At 60.6% G+C, this 21,238-nt stretch carries 18 protein-coding genes; 11 read left to right on the top strand and 7 right to left on the bottom strand.

Annotated elements, in window-relative coordinates:
- The first annotated feature begins 94 nt into the window (after positions 1-94).
- The 3 genes from MKS85_RS04115 to MKS85_RS04105 are packed head-to-tail and all read left to right on the top strand — an operon-like array spanning position 95 to position 1,441.
- Entirely contained in the window at positions 95-694 is a 600-nt protein-coding gene (locus tag MKS85_RS04115) for a CoA pyrophosphatase (protein ID WP_047228891.1), read from the top strand.
- 16 nt (positions 695-710) lie between these two features.
- Entirely contained in the window at positions 711-1,235 is a 525-nt protein-coding gene (locus MKS85_RS04110) for a gamma carbonic anhydrase family protein (RefSeq protein ID WP_092456398.1), read from the top strand.
- The gene (locus MKS85_RS04105; protein ID WP_047228893.1) at positions 1,232-1,441 is read left to right on the top strand and encodes a DUF1289 domain-containing protein; all 210 of its coding nucleotides are present in this window, start codon (positions 1,232-1,234) and stop codon (positions 1,439-1,441) included. Before MKS85_RS04110 ends, MKS85_RS04105 begins: the two co-directional genes overlap by 4 nt.
- 161 nt (positions 1,442-1,602) lie before the next feature.
- Here MKS85_RS04105 and MKS85_RS04100 read toward each other — a convergent pair whose 3' ends face one another.
- Both MKS85_RS04100 and MKS85_RS04095 read right to left on the bottom strand, forming a co-directional pair.
- Complete coding sequence (locus MKS85_RS04100) at positions 1,603-2,250, bottom strand: Pr6Pr family membrane protein (RefSeq protein WP_047228894.1); 648 nt, start codon at positions 2,248-2,250, stop codon at positions 1,603-1,605.
- A 3-nt stretch (positions 2,251-2,253) separates the two neighbouring features.
- Positions 2,254-2,484 carry a VF530 family DNA-binding protein gene (locus tag MKS85_RS04095; RefSeq protein WP_047228895.1) on the bottom strand — a complete coding sequence of 77 codons (231 nt, stop codon included), beginning with the start codon at positions 2,482-2,484 and terminating at the stop codon, positions 2,254-2,256.
- A 270-nt stretch (positions 2,485-2,754) separates the two neighbouring features.
- Here MKS85_RS04095 and MKS85_RS04090 point away from each other — a divergent pair, with 270 nt between their 5' ends.
- A complete protein-coding gene (locus MKS85_RS04090) occupies positions 2,755-4,137 on the top strand; it encodes a carbohydrate porin (protein ID WP_188250923.1) in 1,383 nt (460 codons plus the stop codon).
- A gap of 218 nt (positions 4,138-4,355) precedes the next feature.
- Positions 4,356-6,770, top strand: a complete 2,415-nt coding sequence (locus MKS85_RS04085; protein WP_139049223.1) for a glucose/quinate/shikimate family membrane-bound PQQ-dependent dehydrogenase — start codon at positions 4,356-4,358, stop codon at positions 6,768-6,770.
- Between the two features lie 271 nt (positions 6,771-7,041).
- Here the strand turns inward: MKS85_RS04085 and purT are convergent, their stop codons facing one another.
- The 4 genes from purT to MKS85_RS04065 all read right to left on the bottom strand — a co-directional run bounded on the left by purT (position 7,042) and on the right by MKS85_RS04065 (position 10,381).
- Positions 7,042-8,223, bottom strand: coding sequence for a formate-dependent phosphoribosylglycinamide formyltransferase (gene purT / locus MKS85_RS04080; RefSeq protein WP_188250922.1), 1,182 nt, complete (start codon positions 8,221-8,223; stop codon positions 7,042-7,044).
- A gap of 102 nt (positions 8,224-8,325) precedes the next feature.
- Positions 8,326-8,793 (bottom strand): preQ0 transporter, encoded by a 468-nt coding sequence (locus tag MKS85_RS04075; protein WP_047228899.1) that lies wholly within the window; start codon positions 8,791-8,793, stop codon positions 8,326-8,328.
- Positions 8,794-9,020: 227 nt separating this feature from the next.
- A complete protein-coding gene (locus MKS85_RS04070) occupies positions 9,021-9,806 on the bottom strand; it encodes a siderophore-interacting protein (RefSeq protein WP_139049224.1) in 786 nt (261 codons plus the stop codon).
- Complete coding sequence (locus MKS85_RS04065) at positions 9,803-10,381, bottom strand: PadR family transcriptional regulator (protein ID WP_188250921.1); 579 nt, start codon at positions 10,379-10,381, stop codon at positions 9,803-9,805. Before MKS85_RS04065 ends, MKS85_RS04070 begins: the two co-directional genes overlap by 4 nt.
- 429 nt (positions 10,382-10,810) lie before the next feature.
- On the opposite strand from MKS85_RS04065, the gene MKS85_RS04060 reads away from it, so the two are divergent.
- The 6 genes from MKS85_RS04060 (at position 10,811) to MKS85_RS04035 (ending at position 17,932) form a co-directional block, all read left to right on the top strand.
- Positions 10,811-11,299, top strand: a complete 489-nt coding sequence (locus MKS85_RS04060; RefSeq protein ID WP_310662762.1) for a CS1 type fimbrial major subunit — start codon at positions 10,811-10,813, stop codon at positions 11,297-11,299.
- Positions 11,300-11,413: 114 nt separating this feature from the next.
- Positions 11,414-13,936 carry a TcfC E-set like domain-containing protein gene (locus MKS85_RS04055; RefSeq protein ID WP_076383642.1) on the top strand — a complete coding sequence of 841 codons (2,523 nt, stop codon included), beginning with the start codon at positions 11,414-11,416 and terminating at the stop codon, positions 13,934-13,936.
- Between the two features lie 105 nt (positions 13,937-14,041).
- On the top strand, positions 14,042-14,785 hold the full coding sequence (locus tag MKS85_RS04050; RefSeq protein ID WP_310662761.1) for a molecular chaperone: 744 nt from the start codon (positions 14,042-14,044) through the stop codon (positions 14,783-14,785).
- 45 nt (positions 14,786-14,830) lie between these two features.
- Complete coding sequence (locus MKS85_RS04045) at positions 14,831-15,313, top strand: CS1 type fimbrial major subunit (protein ID WP_047228905.1); 483 nt, start codon at positions 14,831-14,833, stop codon at positions 15,311-15,313.
- 30 nt (positions 15,314-15,343) lie between these two features.
- The gene (locus tag MKS85_RS04040) at positions 15,344-16,615 is read left to right on the top strand and encodes a hypothetical protein (protein ID WP_310662760.1); all 1,272 of its coding nucleotides are present in this window, start codon (positions 15,344-15,346) and stop codon (positions 16,613-16,615) included.
- 51 nt (positions 16,616-16,666) lie between these two features.
- Entirely contained in the window at positions 16,667-17,932 is a 1,266-nt protein-coding gene (locus MKS85_RS04035; protein WP_310662759.1) for a hypothetical protein, read from the top strand.
- Positions 17,933-17,966: 34 nt separating this feature from the next.
- Here MKS85_RS04035 and MKS85_RS04030 read toward each other — a convergent pair whose 3' ends face one another.
- On the bottom strand, positions 17,967-21,074 hold the full coding sequence (locus tag MKS85_RS04030) for a transglycosylase domain-containing protein (RefSeq protein WP_310662758.1): 3,108 nt from the start codon (positions 21,072-21,074) through the stop codon (positions 17,967-17,969).
- Positions 21,075-21,238 lie beyond the last annotated feature (164 nt).

Below are 21,238 nucleotides of genomic sequence, written 5' to 3'. Positions count from 1 at the left end.
CAAGTTGTCGTTTCGCGACACGTCGCAGTGCGGGGGTTGGGCGGCTTGCCTGATTGGTGCATGATGCAAGGTAGCGAATAAATCGAGAAGTCTCATGCTGGACGAGCTACTGCATCGAGTAAGCAACCATACCCCACGTGATCTGGAGACTGACCGACGTTTCCCTGAAGCGGCGGTGCTGGTGCCCATTACCCGCAGTGACGAGCCGGAACTGGTCCTGACCCTGCGCGCCAGCGGGCTTTCGACCCATGGCGGCGAAGTGGCATTTCCCGGTGGGCGTCGCGACCCGGAAGACCCGGACCTGATTTTCACCGCCTTGCGCGAAGCCGAAGAAGAAATCGGCCTGCCCCCCGGCCTGGTGGAAGTGATCGGCCCCCTCAGTCCCTTGATCTCGCTGCACGGCATCAAGGTCACGCCCTACGTGGGGGTGATTCCCGATTACGTCGAATACCAGGCCAACGATGCCGAGATCGCCGCGGTGTTCAGCGTACCGCTGGAGTTCTTTCGCAAGGACCCGCGCGAGCACACTCATCGCATCGACTACCAGGGCTGCAGTTGGTATGTGCCCAGCTATCGTTTTGGCGAGTACAAGATCTGGGGCCTGACGGCGATCATGGTGGTCGAGCTGGTCAACCTGATGTTCGACGCCGGCATCGACCTGCACACCCCGCCCAAGACTTTCATCAATACCTGAAGCCCCGAGGAACCTCATGAAATACCGCCTGGGTGATGCCCGTGTCGAAACCCACCCACAGAGCTGGGTCGCCCCCAACGCCACACTGGTGGGCAAGGTCCGCCTCGAAGAAGGCGCCAATGTCTGGTTCAACGCGGTGCTGCGTGGCGATAACGAACTGATCCTGATCGGCAAAAACAGCAACGTGCAGGACGGCACGGTGATGCACACCGACATGGGCTTCCCGCTGACCATCGGCACCGGCGTGACCATCGGCCATAACGCCATGCTTCACGGTTGCACGGTGGGGGACTACAGCCTTATCGGCATCAATGCGGTGATCCTCAACGGCGCGAAGATCGGCAAGAACTGCATCATCGGCGCCAACTCGCTGATCGGCGAAGGCAAGGAGATTCCTGACGGTTCGCTGGTGATGGGCTCACCCGGCAAGGTTGTGCGGGAATTGACCGAAGCGCAGAAGAAGATGCTCGAGGCCAGCGCGGCGCACTATGTTCACAACGCGCAGCGCTACGCCCGCGACTTGGCCGAGCAAGAGCAATGAACCCGCCAGAACGCCCGGTTCCGTCGCCCTGCGTGAACATCTGCGCCCTGGACGATGACGACATCTGCACCGGCTGCCAGCGCACCGTGGCGGAAATCACCCGTTGGAGCCGGATGGACAACGATGAGCGACGCAGTGTTCTGGCGTTGTGTCATGAAAGGGCCAAGGCCAGTGGGTTGGTGTGGATGTTGCCGGTGAGGCGCTGACGCCCACACAAGACTCTGTAGGAGCACATACCTGTGGGAGCAAAGCTTGCTCGCGATGCAGGCACCCAGGTCGTCAGGTGGACCGCGAGATCGTTCATCGCGGGCAAGCCTTGCTCCCACAGGTTTGGCTTCCACAGATGCTGTTCCCCAAAATCTTTATTTCAGCGACGCCACCGATCCAATCCCACCACCCCCAGCGCAATCGCGACAAACCCCGCCAATATCCCTGCGGCATTGATGAGCACCTGTGGATAACCCAGGTTCGCCACGTCAATGAAAGGGTAGGGGTACGCCGCCAGTAATTCCCCCCGCAGCAGGAGCCACGCGAAGTACACCACCGGGTAAATCATCCACAGCCCGATGTGCTTCATGCGCAAGGTGCCCTTGGGCACGCAGAACCACCAGTAGGTCATGAACAGCAACGGCATGACGTCGTGCAGCAATTCGTCGGCCACGAACTGCCAGCCTTCGGGTTGCCACAGATGTCGCAGCAGCAGGTTGTAGGCCAGGCCGACCAAGGTAATGCTCACGGTAATGCCGCTGCTGACCCCCGGCTGCAAGAACCAGCGCCGGGCCGGCGATTCTCGCTGGATCAGTTCCCAGGTCAGCACCACGGCCACCAGAGTGTTGGTCAGCACGGTGAAGAAACTGAGAAAGTTCACCAGGCCGCCGAGCAAGCTCGCGCCCAGTTCCCAGCGACCGAGCAGGATCAGGTACAACTGGATGCTCAACCCCGCCCAGCCCAACAGGGCCGCCACTGACACGAAACATTGTCGCAGCGCGGGGCGCCGACGGATCTGAATGTCCACGGCTCAGACCGGTCGTTTGGTGCGCATCAGCTTGATGTACAGCCGCTCGACTTTCTCCCGCGCCCACGGCGTCTTGCGCAAAAAGGTCAGGCTGGACTTGATGCTCGGGTCGCTCTTGAAGCAACGAATGTCGATGCGCTCGGCCAGACCCGACCATTCGTAGTGCTGCACCAGGGCGTTGAGGATCTGCTCCAGCGTCACGCCGTGCAGCGGGTTGTTGTTGGATTCGGTCATGGGAGGCCTTCGCGCAAAGAGGTGTAAAGCCGCGCACCTTAGCCGAGGTGCCCGCGTGGTGGAAGTATCACTGAAACGCTGCCTGTTTGTTTCGCGGCTTTGCGCAACGCCTACTGTTACCGAATCCGAAATGATTCATGTCAGTAAAAGGCCTTTCTCTATTTGTAACAGGACATTATCCTTGCACCGCCTGCTGAAACGCTTCTTCTGCCGTGCCAAAGCCCCCCGGCGTTCAGCGATTCCCCTAAAAAGATCAAGAATTCCTTCTTTATGTTCGATGTTCAGACTCTGCAAGACAGCGCTGTCCGGCACTGTATTGCCGCCAGAAACACCCTTCACCTGATGGCCGGTCTCGGCGTCTTGGGCATTGCCATCGGCGCTCAGGCCGCTCCCGCGTTCGACAGCGACTCACCCTGGATGCTGGGTGACTGGAACGGCACGCGAAGCGAACTCGCGAAACAAGGCTACGACTTCAAGTTCGATTACACCGGCGAAATGGGCAGCAACCTGCACGGCGGCTACGACCATGACCGCACCGCTCGCTACAGCGACCAGTTCGCCTTCGGCACGCACCTGGACCTGCAGAAAATCCTCGGTTGGCACGCCGCCGAGTTTCAACTGACGGTCACCGAGCGCAGCGGCAATAACATCAGCAACGACCGGATCAACGACCCGCGCGTTGGCGGTTTCACTTCCGCCCAGGAAGTCTGGGGCCGTGGCCAGACCTGGCGGTTGACGCAGATGTGGTATCAGCAGGCATTTTTCGATGACCGGCTCGATATCAAGGCCGGTCGTTTCGGTGAGGGCGAGGATTTCAACAGCTTCCCCTGCGACTTCCAGAACCTGGCGTTCTGCGGCTCGCAAGTGGGCAACTGGGTGGGCGGCATCTGGTACAACTGGCCGGTCAGCCAGTGGGCGCTGCGGGTCAAGTATCACCTCACGCCTGAGCTGTATGCGCAGATCGGGGCTTATGAACAAAACCCCTCGAACCTGGAAACCGGTAACGGCTTCAAGCTCAGCGGCAGCGGCACCCAGGGCGCCGTAGTGCCGGTGGAGCTGGTGTGGTCGCCCAAGTTCAATGGCCTGCCGGGCGAATACCGCGCCGGTTATTACTACAGCAGTGCCAATGCCACCGACGCCTACAAGGATCGCAACGGCCAGCCGGCCGCCCTGAGCGGCGAGGCGTATCGCAGCGCGTCGAGCAAGCATGGCGTGTGGTTGGGGGCGCAACAGCAACTGACCAGCCTCGCCAGTGACCATTCCCGTGGCCTGAGTGTGTTCGCCAACGCCACGATGCACGACAAGAAAACCAACGCCATCGACCACTATGTCCAGGCCGGTCTCGTCTACAAGGGGCTGTTCGACGCCCGCGCCAGGGATGACATCGGTTTTGCCCTGGCTCGGGTTCACGTCAACCCGGCTTACCGCAAGAACGCCGAGGCCACCAACCAGGCCCGCGCCGCCCAGGGTTACGACAACCCGGCCTTTTTGCCACCCCAGGACACCGAGTACAGCGCCGAGTTGTATTACGGCGTACACGTGACGAACTGGCTGACCGTGCGCCCGAACCTGCAGTACATCCGCCATCCGGGCGGCGTGGACAAGGTCGATGACGCGCTGATTGGCGGGATCAAGATTCAGTCGTCGTTCTAGTCAGTGCACAAGACCCTTGTGGGAGCGAGCCTGCTCGCGATAGCGATTTCACATCCAACATTGAAGTCGACTGTCACGCCGCCATCGCGAGCAGGCTCGCTCCCACAGCAACCGCTTCAACCCAATTACCTCTTTCAACTGAACCATGCCCCCTCAAGATCGTCATCTACAGTGACTACTTGCGCGGGACTCCTTAAAACCTCACGGAGAATCACACTATGAGCACTGAGGGTGCTATGAGTCGAAGCCGTCTGCTACCGAGCCTGCTCGGCATTCTGCTTCTATTGATGGGCCTGGCCCTGTTGGCGGGGGGAATCAAGCTGAGCACGCTTGGCGGCTCGCTGTATTACCTGCTGGCCGGTATCGGCCTGGCGCTGACCGGCGTGCTGCTGATCATGGCCCGGCGTGCGGCCCTGGGCCTGTACGCGCTGGTGCTGTTCGCCAGCACGGTGTGGGCGCTGTGGGAAGTGGGCCTGGACTGGTGGCAACTGGTGCCGCGTCTGGCAATGCTGTTTGCCTTGGGCATCGTCATGTTGCTGCCGTGGTTCCGCCGTCCACTGTTGACCCCCGACGCTTCGCCCATGGGCACCCGTGCTTTGGGCGCCGCCGTGGTCATTGCCGGCATCACCGCGCTCGCCAGCCAGTTCACCAATCCGGGTGAAATCGAGGGCCAACTGGACCGCGACAGCGTGCCTGGCATGACCAACACCGCCCCGGCGATGCCGGACGGGGATTGGAACTCCTATGGCCGCAGTGCCCATGGTGACCGTTATTCGCCCCTGGCGCAGATCACCCCCGAGAACGTCAGCAAGCTGGAACCGGCCTGGACCTATCGCACTGGCGACCTGCCAGGGCCGAACGACCCGGGTGAGACCACGGCGGAAAACACACCGCTGAAGGTCAACGGCATGCTCTACGTGTGCACGCCCCACAGCCAGGTGATTGCTCTGGAGCCTGAAACCGGCAAGGAAATCTGGCGGTTCGATCCGAAGCTTTCCACGCAGAAAGCGGAAAACTTCAAGGGCTGGGCCCACATGACCTGCCGCGGCGTGACCTATCACGATGACGCGGTGTACGCCTCGGCCGAGCAGAGCCCGACCGGCGTGGCCAGCACCACGCCGGCCAGCACCGTGTGCCCACGCCGGATCTTCCTGCCGACCGCCGACACGCGCCTGATCGCGCTGAACGCCGACACCGGCAAGATGTGTGAAGACTTCGGTGACAAGGGCCAGGTCGACCTGACCGCCAACATTGGCGGCTTCACGGCCGGCGGTTACTACTCCACGTCGCCACCGGCCGTGACCCAGAACCTGGTGGTGATCGGTGGCCACGTCACCGATAACGTCTCCACCGACGAGCCAAGCGGGGTCATCCGCGCCTATGACGTGCACACCGGCGAGCTGGTGTGGAACTGGGACAGCGGCAACCCGGACGACACTACGCCGATTGCCGAAGGCCAGACCTACACCCGTAACTCGCCGAACATGTGGTCCATGTTCAGCGTCGATGAAAAACTCGGCATGCTCTACCTGCCGATGGGTAACCAGACGCCCGACCAGTTCGGTGGTTTCCGTACACCAGAATCGGAGAAATACGCCGCCGGCCTGACCGCGCTGGATATCGCCACCGGCAAGGTGCGCTGGTACTTCCAGTTCACCCACCACGACCTGTGGGACATGGACGTAGGCGGGCAACCGACGCTGATGGACTTGAAAACCGCCGATGGCGTGAAGCCGGCGGTACTGGCATCGACCAAGCAGGGCAGCATCTACGTGCTGGACCGCAGCAATGGTCAGCCGATCGTGCCGATCAAGGAGATCCCGGTGCCGCAAGGCGCGGTAGAGGGTGACTACACCTCGCCGACCCAGCCGATGTCCGACCTGAACTTCGTGCCGCCGGTCCTCCAGGAACGCGACATGTGGGGCGTGACCCCGTTCGACCAGATGCTGTGCCGGATCGACTTCAAGTCGCTGCGCTACGAAGGCATGTTCACGCCGCCGTCGCTGCAAGGCTCGATCGTCTACCCAGGTAACTTCGGCGTGTTTGACTGGGGCGGTATTTCGGTTGATCCGGTACGCCAGATCGCTTTCGTCAATCCGAGCTACATGGCGTTCAAGTCGAAACTGGTTCCTGCGGCCGAAGTGGCCGGCGGTCCGGGGCGCAAGAGCGAGACCGAAGGCGTGCAGCCGAACAAAGGCGCGCCGTATGGCGTGATCCTCGAAGCGCTGCTTTCGCCAATGGGCCTGCCTTGCCAGGCACCGGCCTGGGGTTATGTGGCGGCCGTCGACCTGACCAACAACAAAACCCTGTGGATGCACAAGAACGGCACCGTGCGTGATAGCTCGCCGGTACCGATCCCGCTGAGCATGGGCGTACCGAGCCTGGGCGGCGCCTTCACCACCGCCAGCGGCCTGGCGTTCCTGAGCGGTACCCTCGACCAGTACCTGCGTGCCTATGACGTGAAAAACGGCAAGCAACTGTGGGAAGGCCGCCTGCCAGCGGGCGCCCAGACCACGCCGATGACCTACACCGGCAAGGACGGCAAGCAGTACGTGCTGGTCGTCGCCGGTGGCCATGGTTCCCTGGGTACCAAGCAGGGTGACTATGTGATCGCTTACAAGCTGCCGGATTAAGCAAAACCGGCGCTCATGAAAAAGGCGACACCTTTGCGGGTGTCGCCTTTTTTAATGCTTCGATTTCACACTGGCCTTTGTGAACGCAACAAGTCTTTGTGGCGAGGGGATTTATCCCCGCTGGGCTGCGAAGCAGCCCTAAAATCTGACAACTCGGTGGATCAGGTCGTTTGAGGTGGTTGTTTGGGGGCTGCTGCGCAGCCCAGCGGGGATAAATCCCCTCGCCACAGTACACCCCCCTCACCACAGGGGATTGTATCCACCTCAGGTTTTACAACTCGATCTTCACCGCCTGGGAAGCCCGGGTCGCCTTGGCGCGGGCGGCGTCGATGGACTCGTCTCGCGCCAGGGCCACGCCCAGGCGGCGCTGGCCGTTGACTTCCGGTTTACCGAACAGGCGCAGGGCGGTGTCCGGTTCGGCCAGGGCAGCGCCGAGGTTGGCGAAAGCGGTCTGGGTCGACTGGCCTTCCACCAGGATCACCGCCGAGGCCGATGGGCCGAACTGGCGGATCAGCGGGATCGGCAGGCCGAGGATGGCGCGGGCGTGCAGGGCGAACTGCGACAGGTCCTGGGAAATCAGCGTCACCAGGCCGGTGTCGTGTGGGCGCGGCGAGACTTCGCTGAACCACACCTGGTCACCCTTGATGAACAGCTCGACGCCAAACAGGCCGCGACCACCCAAGGCTTCGGTCACGGCTTTAGCCACGCGCTCGGATTCAGCCAGGGCCACCGGGCTCATGGCCTGAGGCTGCCAGGATTCCTGATAGTCGCCTTTTTCCTGGCGGTGACCGACCGGTGCGCAGAAGGTGGTGCCGCCAACATGGCGCACGGTAAGCAGGGTGATTTCATAGTCGAAATTGATGAAGCCCTCGATGATCACCCGGCCCTTGCCGGCACGGCCGCCTTCCTGGGCGTAGTCCCAGGCTTTCTGCACGTCATCGGCACTGCGCAGCAGGCTCTGGCCCTTGCCCGAGGAACTCATCACCGGCTTTACCACGCACGGGAAGCCCAGGGTTTCAACGGCCTTGCGGTAGTCTTCCACGGTGTCGGCGAAGAAATACGGCGAGGTCGGCAGACCCAACTCTTCGGCGGCCAGGCGCCGGATGCCTTCGCGGTTCATGGTCAGTTGCGCGGCACGAGCGGTGGGGATCACGGTGAAGCCTTCAGCTTCCAGTTCCACCAGCGTGGCGGTGGCGATGGCTTCGATTTCCGGCACGATGAAGTGCGGCTTCTCGGCCTCGATCACCGCGCGCAGGGCCGCGCCATCGAGCATGTTGATCACATGGCTGCGATGGGCCACTTGCATGGCCGGCGCGTTGGCGTAGCGATCCACGGCAATCACTTCAACGCCCAGGCGCTGCAGTTCGATTACCACTTCCTTGCCCAGTTCACCGCTGCCACACAACAAAACGCGGGTCGCGGTGGGCGACAATGGAGTTCCGATACGGGTCATCTGAAGGTCCTCAAACAGGAGCGGAGCGTCGAGGGTCGCGCGCCGGGCGAGCTTCCCATGGGGAGAAAGCGCGGCATTTTACATGAACCGCAGGTTTTGGCTTCAGCCGGTGACGGCCTGTTTGCGCAAACGCCAGGCCATGATCAGCCACACTGCCGTGACCCCGGCAAATTTCGAGACCAGCGCGGTGATCACCACGGCCGGTGTCAGGGCATCGATCATGCCGAAGAAAATGAAGGTGTCCAGGGGAATGCTCAGGGCCGAACTGATCCACAACCGGTCATGCAGCGGACGCTTGGTGATGGAGAACACCAGCCAGTCAATGCATTCGGATACCGCGAACGCCGTGGCGCTGGCCAGGGCAATGGTCGGGTCGGAGGTGACGTAGGACAACACCAGCGCCACCAGCATCGCCACGATGGCGCCGTGGCCGAATCGAGTTTGCACCATGTCGCGCAGGACAAACACCAGCCCGCCCCAGGCCGACCAGATGATGTCCAGGTGCGGCGCGGCGGAAAACGCGAAGTTGATCAGCACGACGCTGCTGATATAGGCGATCAGGAAAAGCATGGATCGGGGTACCTGGTGGTGACGGATAAAGTGCGATAGCCCCTGTGGCGAGGGAGCTTGCTCCCGCTGGGCTGCGAAGCAGACCCAAAACCTGACAAATCGATGGATCAGATATATCGAGGTGACTGCTTTGGGGGACTGCTGCGCAGCCCAGCGGGAGCAAGCTCCCTCGCCACAGGGGCTGTGTTCAGTCAATGGTGGAGGGTACTTCAGCCACCGCTAGTCCCTCAATTTTCCTCGCTGTCATCCGCCTTCCAATACCCCACCGCCTTCACAAAATCCTGATCCAACCCTTTCTCCTCCAACAACACCTTGCGAATCTGTCGCGACACCTTGCTCTCGGTGGCGACCCAGGCGTACAGCTTGCCGCCGGGCATTTCCAGGTGCTGCACGGTGGTCAGCAGATTGTTCTGGCGGCCTTCGCGCAGCACCCAAATCACGTGTACTTGCGCGGGGCTGTGAAGGATTTGCTGCTCGGCGCCGTTTTCCACTTCCACCACCACCAGCGCACGCCGGTTGGCCGCCAGGTTTTCCAGGCGACGGGCGATGGCGGGCAGGGCGGTTTCGTCGCCGATCAGCAGGTAGTGGTCGAAGATGTCCGGGACAATCATCGAGCCCCTTGGCCCGGCGATGTTGAGGTATTGCCCGGGCGTCGCCTGGGTCGCCCAGGTCGCGGCAGGCCCATCGCCATGCAGCACAAAGTCGATGTCCAGCTCCAGCGTCTGCAGGTCATAACGGCGCGGGGTGTAGTCGCGCATTTGCGGCATCGGGCCCTGATCCTTGCCAGCGCCGGGGGCGAAGTTTTCCAGGGCGGCGTGTTCCTCGGCATTCTGCGGGAACAGCAGTTTTACGTGATCGTCGCTGCCGAGGCTGGTGAACCCGGCCAGTTCCGGCCCGCCCAGGGTGATGCGGCGCATGCGCGGGGTCAGGTCCTGCACTCGCAACACCTGCAGGCGGCGGCGCTTGATCTCGTGGCTGACACGGTGAATGGTGTTTTGATCGACTTCAGTCATTGGCTGGACTCCGAAACAGGTGGACGGTCGGGACCGTCGATAATGGCTTTGGCGGTGTTGTTGAGCAGGTCGCGAATCCGCAGGGTTTCTTCCGGGCTCCACCGGCCATGGTGTTTGTGCAGCGCATTGCGCAGGTTATACACCGCTTCGTGGATTTCCGGGGGGCGGTCTTGGCCGCGCAGGGAGCGCTTGCTCGCTTCAATGCGCATGCGTACCTCATTCAACGCCGGGGCCTGGTCTTCAAGGAATAGACGTCCGGCGTCGGTCACGCTGTAGCGTTTTTTTCCACCTTCGGCGTTGCCGGCGATCAATGCGCCCATTTCCAGGAAGGTCAGCGTCGGATAAATCACGCCGGGGCTGGGGCTATAGGCGCCGTCGAACATGTTTTCGATCCGGCGGATCAAGTCGTAGCCGTGGCAGGGCTGTTCGCCAATCAGCGCCAGCAACAACAATTTCAGGTCACCGGAGGCGAAGACCCGGGGGCCCCGGCTACCACGCTCACGGCCTGCGGGTCGACGTTCGAAACCATCGTGTTCATCGTGTTTTCGGCTGGGATGGGAAGGGGGGACTGTCATATGCCTGCTCTCCGTTCTGCATAAGATAGAACTGAGATATATCTTTATCCGTAGATATATCTTTGACCCTCGATATATCTTGGAACTAAGATATATCGAAGTTGGGTTCCAATTGTTTGAAAAAGATAAGACCTTACCCGAATCCCTTGCCTGTACGGGCGGCAAAGTAGGCCACTGTCTGCATTCGCAGTGTTAAATCCAGGGTGTGGCTTGCAGGTGTGGGTTGTTTCTTACATCCAAACTTCGGTTTTATATAAAACAACGTATTTTTCGTTATTGCGCATGGCGGTTTGGCTACGTGCCTTTGGGAATAGGCCTGCTTATTTTTAATTAAAGAGAGTGGATCATGCTCCGGCGTTGAGGTCAGGCCAGGCTGTAGTGGGTCTGCAACTTCAAGCCTTCTCTTTATGCTATGAACAGGTGTCAAACATGCTCAAACAAATCGTATCCGGTACTGCTCTGATCGCCGCAGCCCTGAGTTCCTCGCTGGTCTTCGCTCTGGACGATGCCCGCTCTTCTATTCATATCACCGCGACGATTCCCACCAAGCAGTTCCATGTACTGCCACGCAACTCTGACTTCGGTAAGGATGAAGTCATGCACTACAATCCGGTAACCAACTCCTTGAGCCCTTTGCGTCAGACCTTCGACGTGAAGAACACCGACGGTTCGGTGCATGCCTATATCCTGGGCGGCCAGGCTTCGCTGACCAATGGTACGGACGCCATTCCGCTGCTGACCCGGTTCAACAATGTCACCCTGACCGAGTTTCCTCAGGAAGTGGTGACTGACGCGGCATCCACTCCAGGTACCCAGGCCGACATGCTCATCATGGCCTCGACCGTGCCTCTGGAGAGCCAGGTCGGTCAATACACCGCCGACTTCACCGTGATCTTCGACGCGGTGCCTCGCCCGTAAACCCTTCACTGCCCGATGAGGCTTTTCTCGTCCTGCGGGCATGAACGCAGGTCGGCCGCCCGGCCGGCCTGTATCTGGAACGTCCCGATAGTTTGCTGATATGAGAATCCATTGATGTTTGCGATGACACCCATCGTGGGTGCGCTGGCGCTGTTGTTGTGCGCCAGTGCATTGGCTGCGCCGACCGCCCCGGGTACGACGCCCAGAAGTCTGTTGTCCCAGGCCAAGGGGCTGCCGGAGGAGTTTGAAGCCCACTTTTTCGATGTGCCTCTGGCGGTTCGTATGGAACTCGATCAACAGTACCTCGGCGAAGCCATGGTGGTGTTGACACGCGATGATCGTATTACCTTGCTCGAATTCACCGACACCCAAGACAGCCCGATCCCGCCCGTCGAGCGCGGGCAATGGGAGCAACTGCTCAAACAGGGGCGCGCCTTGGGTGCCTGCGAAGCCAAATGCACGGCGGGGCTGCTGGCGGTGCATTACAGCCTTGAACATTCACTGGTGTCGATCCTCACTGAAAAAGTGGAGCGCGGCAGCGTGGAGAAACGTTATTACGATCAGCCACAGGGGGGCAGTCTGGGCTTGATCGTCAATAACCAACTCAATCTCAACGGTGGTCAGGAGCAGGATACGGGCGGGCGTTATGGCCTCAATGCCAGTTCCAGCGTGGGTAACTGGACCCAGTCGTTCGATCTGCAGCTTTCGCGCTTGGGCGGGCCGGACGATAAGCTCTACCACGCCGTTCATGAGTTGCACACCCAGCGCGAGATGCAAGACAGTTTTTTGCGCCTGGGTTATTTCATGCCGGGCTCCGATGGTTTGAACCGTCAGATCCGTTCGTTCGGGGCCAACCCGGATACCGCGCTGGGGGTCATGTACGGCAGTTCCGACAGCCTGGTGATCAATAATCCCAAGCCCAGCGTGTACCCCATTTATGTCACCGCCAGTCGTCAGGCGGCGGTAGAGATCTATCGCAACGGCCTGTTGCTCAATACCCAGGCCGTCAGCGCCGGCTTGCAGAGCCTGGATACCCGGCCATTGCCTGGCGGCATCTATGAAGTGGAAGTGCGGCTGATTGAAGACGGGCAGACCACCGCCACGTCCCAGGAGCTGGTCTACAAGCCCAACAACTGGCGCAGCGCCGATGATCGCTGGCGCTACAACCTGTTTGCCGGCCGTGAAACCAAACTGCTGAGCAACTGGGACGATCAACCCTCGGGCTTCACGACTGCCGGGGTCGGTCTCAATTACTTGCTGCACCCGCGAGTGGTGTTGGGGCTTTCCACGCGCCAGGTGCAGGACAAGCTGCAGTACGGCACCTCGGTGGACTGGACGCTGCCCAACAACACCAGCCTCTTTGCCAACGTTTACCAGACCGAGCAATACGGCACCGGCATGGACCTGCAGGCGCTGTACAGCTACGGTCTGGGCAGTGTGGTAGCCAGCCATAACCGCAGTTGGCTGGACACGCGCAACACTTACGAAATCCTGCCTGACGGCACTCGTATCCGCCAGCGCGACGTGTTCGTCGGCCAGACCAGCAATTCGTCGCTGTCGGTCTCCCATCGACTGAGCAACAAGTCGTCGATCAACGGGCGGCTGTTCTACAGCGAAGGCAATGTCGAGGGCGCCGGTGTGGACCTGGGATGGACCCAGCGTGGCAAGCTTGGCGGCAGCGATGCCAACTGGCGGTGGTCGGTGTTCGACCGTCCGGGCACCTCCAGTACCGCCGATCGACGAAATCGCGGCGTGGACCTGAGCGTCAGCGTGGCCTTGGGCGGGCCGGGCGAGTATTGGTCAGGCAGTATCGGCACCCGCACATCCCGTGACGGAACGCGGGACAACAATGGGTCGCTGAGCTATCGCCGGGACCTGCAGGATCACGTGCTGCAAAGCGTGTCCGCCACGGTACTGGCCGATACCTATGGCGTGGGTCTGTCCGGCCTCGCCAGTTTCGACACCGATACGGTGTACGGCGACGGTTTCATCCAGCGCTCTTCCTACAACGACAACCTCACCGGTGGCTTGAACCTGAGCAGCACGGTGGCCGTGGGTGGCCAGAAAGTCGCCTTCACCGGCCTGCCCCAGAGTGGCGGCGCGGGCATGATCGTGGATGTGGAAACCGACCTGGACGACATCGTCCTGCTCGCCGACGACCTGACGGGTGGCACCACCACCTTGCGTCCCGGCCGCAACTTCGTGCCCATCACCGCCTATCAGAACAGCCTGTTGACCTTCGACTTCGACGGCGTGCATCCACCGGCGGCCAACATAGAGCCTTCACGCAGCCGCTATCACTTGAACAAAGGGGGCGTGGACTACCGCAAAGTCAGCGTGATGAGAAGCGTGACCGTGCTCGGTCGTCTGCTGGACGCGCAGGGCCAGCCGCTCAAGGGCCATCACGTGATCAACCACGCCAGCCGTGGAGTCAGCGAGGTGGACGGTTTCTTCTCCATGGAGATGAACGCCAGCTCCCCGACGCTTGAAGTGCGCTATGGCAATGACTTGCTTTGCCAGTTCCGCCTCGACCCGGATAACGCCAACAGCGAGGGCGATGTGTTGATGATCGGTGATTTGCGCTGCACGCCAGACACCCTGGCCGACAGCAACAACCCGATCGAGACGGCGGGTTGAACTTGATCCTGGCGCGCCGGCCAGCGTGGTGCGCCCTTCAGCATTGCAAGCAGTGTTCCGTGAAACGGTCGCCATCGGCCGCCTTCCATTCATGAGGTTTTGGTAATGAAACGCTTATTGATTCTGTGTGGTTTGTCGCTGTTTTCGCTGATGGCCCAGGCCGGGCCGCAGATTAATGTTGGGGTGGTCTACGACTATCTCGAAGGCGACAAGAGCACCTACATGAAACGGATCTTCAACGGCGGAACGTCCACCGCATTCGTCAAGGTCGACATCCTCGAGATTCTTTACAGCGACGACGGCAGCTACCTGGAGGTGCCGCTGCAGGATCAGGACGGCGTGCTCGCCAGGAATGGTCTGATGGCGAGCCCGGCGCGCCTGATCGTGCCGGCCAACGGCATGCAGGGCACGCGTTTGCTGTTCATGGGCGATCGCAGCAAAGAGCGGTACTTCCGGGTTCGCTTCGTACCGGTGGTGCCGGAGGCCGAGGACGAGTTCGCCGTCAGCACCGAGGAACGCGAGCAATACAAGAAGGAACGGATCGCCGCCGGGGTCAAGGTGCTGGCGGGCTTCGGCACGGTGTTTTTTGTCAGGCCCAAGGAGACCCGTTTCGAGACGGCCATCGATGACAGCGCCGATCGCTACCTGGTGCGCAACAACGGCAACAGCGTGGTGGTGATCGATGAGTTCAAGGATTGCGCTGCGCAAAAAGACAACGATTGCCGGCCGACCACCAAGCACCACGTCATGGCCGGTCGCACCTTTTCGTTCGACAAGGAGCCTGGGCGTGAGTACCGCTTCAGCCTGATCGAAGGTCGCGAGGAAAAAGCCATTGAGATCAAAGGCTGACGGTATGCCGTCACTGAACCGCCGTTGGCGCCACAGGTAATCATCATGTTCAAGACGCTGTTACGTACTCTCCTGTTCACCGCCTTGACGCTGCCGGGTTTGCCCGCGTGGGCAGCGCTGGAGCGGGAAACGTTCGAACTCTTCGTCACCATCCCGACGATCGACTTCCACGTGCTGCCGGTCGACCCGCAACTGGTCGAGCGTGAACAACCGATGCTGTTCAGCACCCTGACCTCCGGGCTCCTGCCGCTGCGGGCCAATTACGAAGTGAAGAACATCAACGGGGCCATTGGCGCCCGTCTGGGGCAAGAGGCTTACCTGTCCAATGGCCGTGAGCGCATCGACCTGCAGGTGACGTTCAACAACGTCCAACTGACCCTGGATTCGGCCCAGGTGGTCTCGGCCGCCGAGGCCCGGCCCGGTCGGCGTGTGGGGCTGGAAATCATCGCCGTCAAGACCGAGGAGGAGTATGCGCCTGGGGATTATTTCGGCACCGTGCACATGGTGTTCGATGCCATTGCGCCGTAGGGCAATTGCGGTTTATTGGAGTGGATCGAAATGAGTTGTTCAAACATCTTCGGGCGCGGTGTTTCGCTGTGCCGCGTTGCCACGGCTTTTGTCTTGTTGTGTATAGGCATGCCGACGGCCAATGCATTGACCCAGGAGATCAGTGCGCGTTTCCGGCCTGATCCGGCGAAGCCCATGGAGAACAAGTTCACCAATACCACACCGGTGAGTGGGTATTGTTCCCAGCACCCCAGGGAATGTGAAATCACGGGCATGTTCAGTATCCGGATGCCCATTACCTTTGATTCGTCCGCGCCTATTCAGGCCAACCACCCCAGTAATCGGCAAGGCGCCATGTTCAAGGTGCCCGCCAACTGGCGTCCGGCAACCGTCTTCAATTCAAGCACCGGCGAAAGTGAAGAGGTTGAAGTGCGCGTATCCGGTATCGGTTCGCAATATCGCCTCAGCGTGAGTCCTGTCGAGCTGGTGGGAGGGGGGGAGGATCTCAAGACGGCCCATTACAGGCTATGGGGCGGCAGTTGGGTGTATGCGCCTTCGCCGTGCCGCTACAGTGGTGTTGCGACCTACAACACGCTCACGTACGCATTTTTTTGGAAAACGCCGCAAGAGGGCGTCTGTGCCAAACAGGCCAAATACCTGGTGCCCGATATGCGCTACACCTATCTGGATTTTGCCTACGAACTGCGCACCCCCAACCCCTTGAAGATGTCGGCCGGTCATTACACTGGGACGTTGAGCTACAGCGTCGGGCCGGGCCAGGACTTCGACATGGGTGACGTGATGATCCCGAACGATTCGGTGATCACGCTCAATTTCAATCTCGAAGTCCAACACACGCTCAAGGTCGAAGTACCTCCTGGCGGCAACAAGGTCGTGCTCGAACCCCAAGGCGGCTGGCAGGCCTGGTTGAACCAAGGGCAAAAACCGACCCGGTTGTTCCGTGACCAGACCTTCCATATCTGGGCTTCATCGCGGTTCAAGATGCGTATGCAATGCCAATTCGCCGATACGAGCGATAACACCTGCCTGCTCTGGGCACCCAGCTCCGGCCTTCTGGTGCCGGTGAATGTCAGCGTGACCCTGCCCAACGGCTTGACTGACGCCGCCGGCCAACCGGTCAACCGCCGTCGGCTCTACCTCGACGGCAGCGGCACCGAACTGTTCCAGCCGGGGCACTACATCGACCGCAAGCCGGGCACCCTGCATTTTGAAGTCGGCCGCAATCAGGTTGAGGAAATGCTAGCTGGGGAGGCCAAGAGTTACATAGGCAATGTGACGGTGATCTGGGATTCAGAGGTTTAGGTGATCCCTTGCGGGAGCGGCCTTGCTCGTTGCAGTTTTATTGGAGTGAAAATGAGTCGTTCAAACATCTTCGGGCGCGGTGTTTCGTTGTGCCGCGCAGTCACGGTTTTTGCCTTGTTGTTGACAGGCGTTCCGACGGCCAATGCGCTGACCCGGGAGATCACTGCAGTCTTCAGGCCGGACCCAGCTAAGCCTCAGGAGAATAAATTTCGCAATACCACTCCGACCACGGGTTACTGCGCGTCATTTCCAAATCAATGCAAGACGATGTTCAGCATTCGCTTGCCTATCACTTTCAGTTCGACCCTTCCGATCGAAGCGAATCATGGGGACGCTCGGCAAGGTGCGATGTTCAAAGTGCCTGCCGGTTGGCGCTCTCTACAAGTAACCCATGCAAGTACGGGTGAAACTGAAGTCGTTGAAATACGTTTGTCCGGCATAGGTTCGGAATACCGACTTCCTGTTAACGCAGCCGACTTGGTCGGTGGAGGTGTTGACGCTTTAAAGGCTCATAACCTGTTATGGGGTTCTAGCTGGGTCAGTGCGCCCTCGCCATGTCGATTCGGCGGTAATGCACCTTATAACGTCAATTGGTACGGTTTTTTCTGGACCACCCCGGTAGAAGGTGTGTGCGCCAAAAGGGCTCGTTACTTGATCCCCAGCATGACTTACCGTTATCTGGATTTTGCCTACGAACTGCGTACCCCCAATCCCTTGACCATGTCGACCGGTCAATACACGGGCTCGCTGACGTATAGCGTTGGTCCGGGGCAGGACTTCGATATGGGCGATGTGATGATCCCGAATGATTCAATAATCGCGTTCAATTTCAAACTGGATGTCGAACACACCCTCAAGGTCGAAGTGCCTCCTGGCGGCAACAAGGTCGTGCTCGAACCTCAGGGCGGTTGGCAGGCCTGGTTGAGCCAGGGGCAAAAACCGACGCGGTTGTTTCGTGACCAGACCTTCCACATCTCAGCCTCGTCGCGTTTCAAGATGGGCCTGCAATGCCAATTCGCCGGTTCGAGTGATAACACCTGCCTGCTCTGGGCGCCCAACTCCGGCCAGATGGTACCGGTGAATATCAGTGTGACCCTGCCCAATGGCCTGACCGACGCTGGTGGCCAACCGGTCAACCGCCGTCGGCTCTATCTCGATGGAAGCGGCACCGAGTTGTTCCAGCCGGGGCATTACATCGAGCGTCGGTCGGGAACGATGCATTTCGAAGTCGCCCGCAACCAGGTCGAGGAAATGCTGGCCGGCGATGCCAAGAGTTACATAGGCAATGTGACGGTGATCTGGGATTCGGAGGTCTAGCGGTCCACCATCGCTCCTAAGGGGTTGGATTGAGTCAATGGCGCGCCACCAAAGGCTGGCACTGGGTATGGCTACCCGGTTGCAAGTACGGCGAGAGGAACGGCGCCATGCCCTTGAGCACTTGTACCGGCAAGGCCGAGGTGAACTTGAAATTCTGCGCCGAAGCCCCCGGTACATAGGCAGTGAGGGTGCCGAAATGGCTGTCGCCGATGTAGAACACAAAGGTCGCGGTGCGGTTGATCGACTTGGAACTGATGACCCGCCCGCCGGCGCCAACGGCTTCGATGCGGTTGTCGCCGGTGCCGGTCTTGCCACCCATCGATAACGGCGTGCCATCGGCCAGGGTGAAACTGCCGGCCACCCGTTTCGCGGTGCCGGCATCGACCACCTGGGACAACGCACCGCGCAAGGCCCGGGCCACTTCCATCGGCATCACCCGTTTGCCGTTATCCGGATCGCTGATCAGCCGTGTCTCATAAGGGGTATTGACGGCGAAGTCGAGGCTGTCCACGCGCAGCGCCGGGAGCCGGATGCCGTCGTTGAGGATGGTGCCCACCAGCTCCGCCAGCGCGGCGGGGCGGTCGCCGGAGCTGCCGATGGCGGTGGCCAGCGACGGCACCAGATGGTCGAACGGGTAGCCGACTTTCTGCCAGCGTTGGTGGATATCAAGGAAGGCCTCGACTTCCAGCATGGTGCGGATACGACTGTCGCGGGCGCTCTTGTGCCGGCTTTTGAATAGCCAACTGTAGACCTCCTGGCGTTCGAACCGGCTGGCTTTGACGATCTGGCTGAACTTGGCATCAGGATTGTTCAGCAGATAACCCACCAGCCACAGGTCCAGCGGATGGACTTTGGCGATAAAGCCCTGGTCGGGCAGGTCATAGTTGCCCGGGCCATAACTGCGGTAAAGCCGTTCCAGGCGTTCGTCGGTGAGCTTTTCGGCGCTCTTGGCCGACTTGAGGTGCGAACGCACAAAGTGGTTGAAGCTTTCCTGGCTGTCGCCGGGAAAGAAATAGCGGTGCACGGCGGCCAGGCGGATCGCCGTGGGGCGCATGCTGTCGAGGAAGGTTTCGAGACGCTGGCCCGTGTCCTTTTTCTGATACTTCTTCCAGAACTTGAGCAGGAAGGTGGTGCCTTCGCGGTCGGCGAACTGGGCCAGGTACTCCTGGCGGCGCGGATTCTTGTCGTCCTTGAGCAGCTCCGAACTGCTGTCGGGACCCGCGTACGTGGCGTAGCGCACCAAGTCACGCATCAGGCGAATGAATGGCAGGTTGATCGACTCGCGCAGGGCGTCGCGCAAGGTGGGATTACGGCCGTTATCTTCCTTACGGAAATTATTGAAGGTGTGCAGCCCGCCGCCGGTGAAAAACGCCTCGCCGGGGCTGGCTGAATAGGTACGATCCAGCGCCGCCTCCAGCATCGTCGGCAGGTTGCGATCGCTGTGCTGGATCAGGTAGTCGACGGCCCAGCGGGAGAGGCGGTCCTGGTCGGCGATCTCGGCTTTTTTCAATGTTGCCGGGGGTTCGTGGGCATAACGTTCGTGCAGTTCGGCGATGATCTGCAGGTAGGTGGTGAGCACCCGTAACTTGGCGGTGGAGCCCAGTTCCAGTTTGCTGCCTTCGTTGATATCAAAGGGTTGGTCGGTGCTGTCGGTCTGCACGCGCACGCGCGAGCCGTCCGGGGTCAGCTCCAGCAGGGTGAAGCTGTAGCGCACCTGGGCGGTGCTGGTCGGCGTCAGAAGACGTTCGCCCATCAGGCCGATTTCGGCAGCGAACGCCGGGTCTGCCAAGCGCTTGAGGTAATCGGTGGCCTGGGTCTGCAAGTCGTTTTGCAAGGTGCTGGTGGCGGAGAGGTCCAGGCGATCGAGATCGTAGAACGAGCGGTTGAGCAACGTGGCCAGACGACTGCGGGCGGCGCTGATGCCCTTGTTGATTTCGTTGGGCTGAATGGTGGGTTGCTGCACCCAGTCGCGATAACTGACCTTGCTTGCCAGGGTCGCTTCGGCCAAGGAGGTGTCGATCACGCCGTTCTGGGCCAGCAGCCGGACGTGGCTGTCGGTCAGGCGCGCCAGTTCGTCCCGGCCTTTGGACAGGTAATAGGAGGGGCGGCGCTGGGCGATCATCAACGACAGCATTTCCCGCAGGGCCAGGCCTTTTTCCGCGAGGCTGGCGGGGTCTGTCGCGGTGCTGGACAAGCGTTCGTTGGCACGCTTGAAATCGGCGCCGTACCAGACCCGCAAACCTTCGGCCATGCCGTGGACTTCGCCATGCCCCGGCACGGCGGAGAGCGGCACGCTGTTGAGGTAATCACGGATGATTTTCTGCCGGGCCTCAAGGGTCTGTGGGCCTGCCTGATAGGCCCGCACACTGGCGGAAATCATCTGGCGGATTTTCTCCGCCCCCGACCCGGTGAGGCCATCGGCGGAGTGGCGATACTTTTCCAGCTGCGTAGCCAATGTACTGCCGCCGGCGGACTGACCCGGCAAACTCAGGAGCTTGGCCACCTGGGACCACGCCGCCATGCCGAAGCGCGGCCAGTCCACCGCCGGGTTGGCCTGGGGGTGCTTGGGGTCGAGCAAAAAGCGGTTCTCGATGAACAACAGGCTTTGCACCACCACGGGGGGGATTGCCTCGAAGCTGGCGTACAGTTGCTGCGGGTACTTGAACTGGTACAGCGGCGCGACGCGGCAATCGGTGATCGTCAGGCCGGCCTGGATCTTTTCCGCATAGGGGACAAACAGGCCCTTATCGACGTAGTTCATCAAGGCCGGGGAGAAACGTGCCTGGGCCTGGATCACATAATCGCGCTTGAGCAACCGCGGCAGGAATTCATCCAGCGAGCTGTAACCCAACCGCCGGTCGAACGGACCTGCGCCAGGGTAGACGATGGCGTCGCTGGGCCCCGGTTGCACCGAATAGGTCAGAGACGCGGCGTACCGGCTGATCTCCCGGGCCTGAAACCTGGATGTGCGCATTTCCTTGGCCACCGCCAGGCCGACCACCACCACGATAATCAACAGCAACAACCAGAACGCTCGCCAGCCATGCCCTGCGCGGCGTTTTTTTTGGGGTAAAGGTGCTTCTTCCATACGTTCAGTCGGGCCCACAGGTTTACTCGAATCGGTTTGCCATAACGCGCCCATAGTCGACTGATCCATTCACGCATTGATCGGGACTTGTTTGAAGCTTAGACGGTGGCGGCGCGGGCGGCGGGGAAATTGTGGACACCGTATGTATAAGACGGTTGTTTTTCTCTATGGCTGATGGGCTTTTGTGGCGAGGGAGCTTGCTCCCGCTCGGCTGCGCA

This window comes from Pseudomonas sp. JL2, from assembly GCF_031570495.1.
Lineage (GTDB): Bacteria > Pseudomonadota > Gammaproteobacteria > Pseudomonadales > Pseudomonadaceae > Aquipseudomonas > Aquipseudomonas rhizophila.
Note: the sequence above shows the minus strand (reverse complement) of the source record. Positions and strands in the feature narration are given on the sequence as shown.

Bases quoted from the DNA above. Each gene is read 5' to 3' on its own strand.
- MKS85_RS04115 (WP_047228891.1), top strand. From the start codon at position 95: ATGCTGGACGAGCTACTGCATCGAGTAAGCAACCATACCCCACGTGAT.
- MKS85_RS04110 (WP_092456398.1), top strand. From the start codon at position 711: ATGAAATACCGCCTGGGTGATGCCCGTGTCGAAACCCACCCACAGAGC.
- MKS85_RS04105 (WP_047228893.1), top strand. From the start codon at position 1,232: ATGAACCCGCCAGAACGCCCGGTTCCGTCGCCCTGCGTGAACATCTGC.
- MKS85_RS04095 (WP_047228895.1), bottom strand. From the start codon at position 2,484: ATGACCGAATCCAACAACAACCCGCTGCACGGCGTGACGCTGGAGCAG.
- MKS85_RS04090 (WP_188250923.1), top strand. From the start codon at position 2,755: ATGTTCGATGTTCAGACTCTGCAAGACAGCGCTGTCCGGCACTGTATT.
- MKS85_RS04085 (WP_139049223.1), top strand. From the start codon at position 4,356: ATGAGCACTGAGGGTGCTATGAGTCGAAGCCGTCTGCTACCGAGCCTG.
- purT (WP_188250922.1), bottom strand. From the start codon at position 8,223: ATGACCCGTATCGGAACTCCATTGTCGCCCACCGCGACCCGCGTTTTG.
- MKS85_RS04075 (WP_047228899.1), bottom strand. From the start codon at position 8,793: ATGCTTTTCCTGATCGCCTATATCAGCAGCGTCGTGCTGATCAACTTC.
- MKS85_RS04070 (WP_139049224.1), bottom strand. From the start codon at position 9,806: ATGACTGAAGTCGATCAAAACACCATTCACCGTGTCAGCCACGAGATC.
- MKS85_RS04065 (WP_188250921.1), bottom strand. From the start codon at position 10,381: ATGACAGTCCCCCCTTCCCATCCCAGCCGAAAACACGATGAACACGAT.
- MKS85_RS04060 (WP_310662762.1), top strand. From the start codon at position 10,811: ATGCTCAAACAAATCGTATCCGGTACTGCTCTGATCGCCGCAGCCCTG.
- MKS85_RS04055 (WP_076383642.1), top strand. From the start codon at position 11,414: ATGTTTGCGATGACACCCATCGTGGGTGCGCTGGCGCTGTTGTTGTGC.
- MKS85_RS04050 (WP_310662761.1), top strand. From the start codon at position 14,042: ATGAAACGCTTATTGATTCTGTGTGGTTTGTCGCTGTTTTCGCTGATG.
- MKS85_RS04045 (WP_047228905.1), top strand. From the start codon at position 14,831: ATGTTCAAGACGCTGTTACGTACTCTCCTGTTCACCGCCTTGACGCTG.
- MKS85_RS04040 (WP_310662760.1), top strand. From the start codon at position 15,344: ATGAGTTGTTCAAACATCTTCGGGCGCGGTGTTTCGCTGTGCCGCGTT.
- MKS85_RS04035 (WP_310662759.1), top strand. From the start codon at position 16,667: ATGAGTCGTTCAAACATCTTCGGGCGCGGTGTTTCGTTGTGCCGCGCA.
- MKS85_RS04030 (WP_310662758.1), bottom strand. From the start codon at position 21,074: ATGGGCGCGTTATGGCAAACCGATTCGAGTAAACCTGTGGGCCCGACT.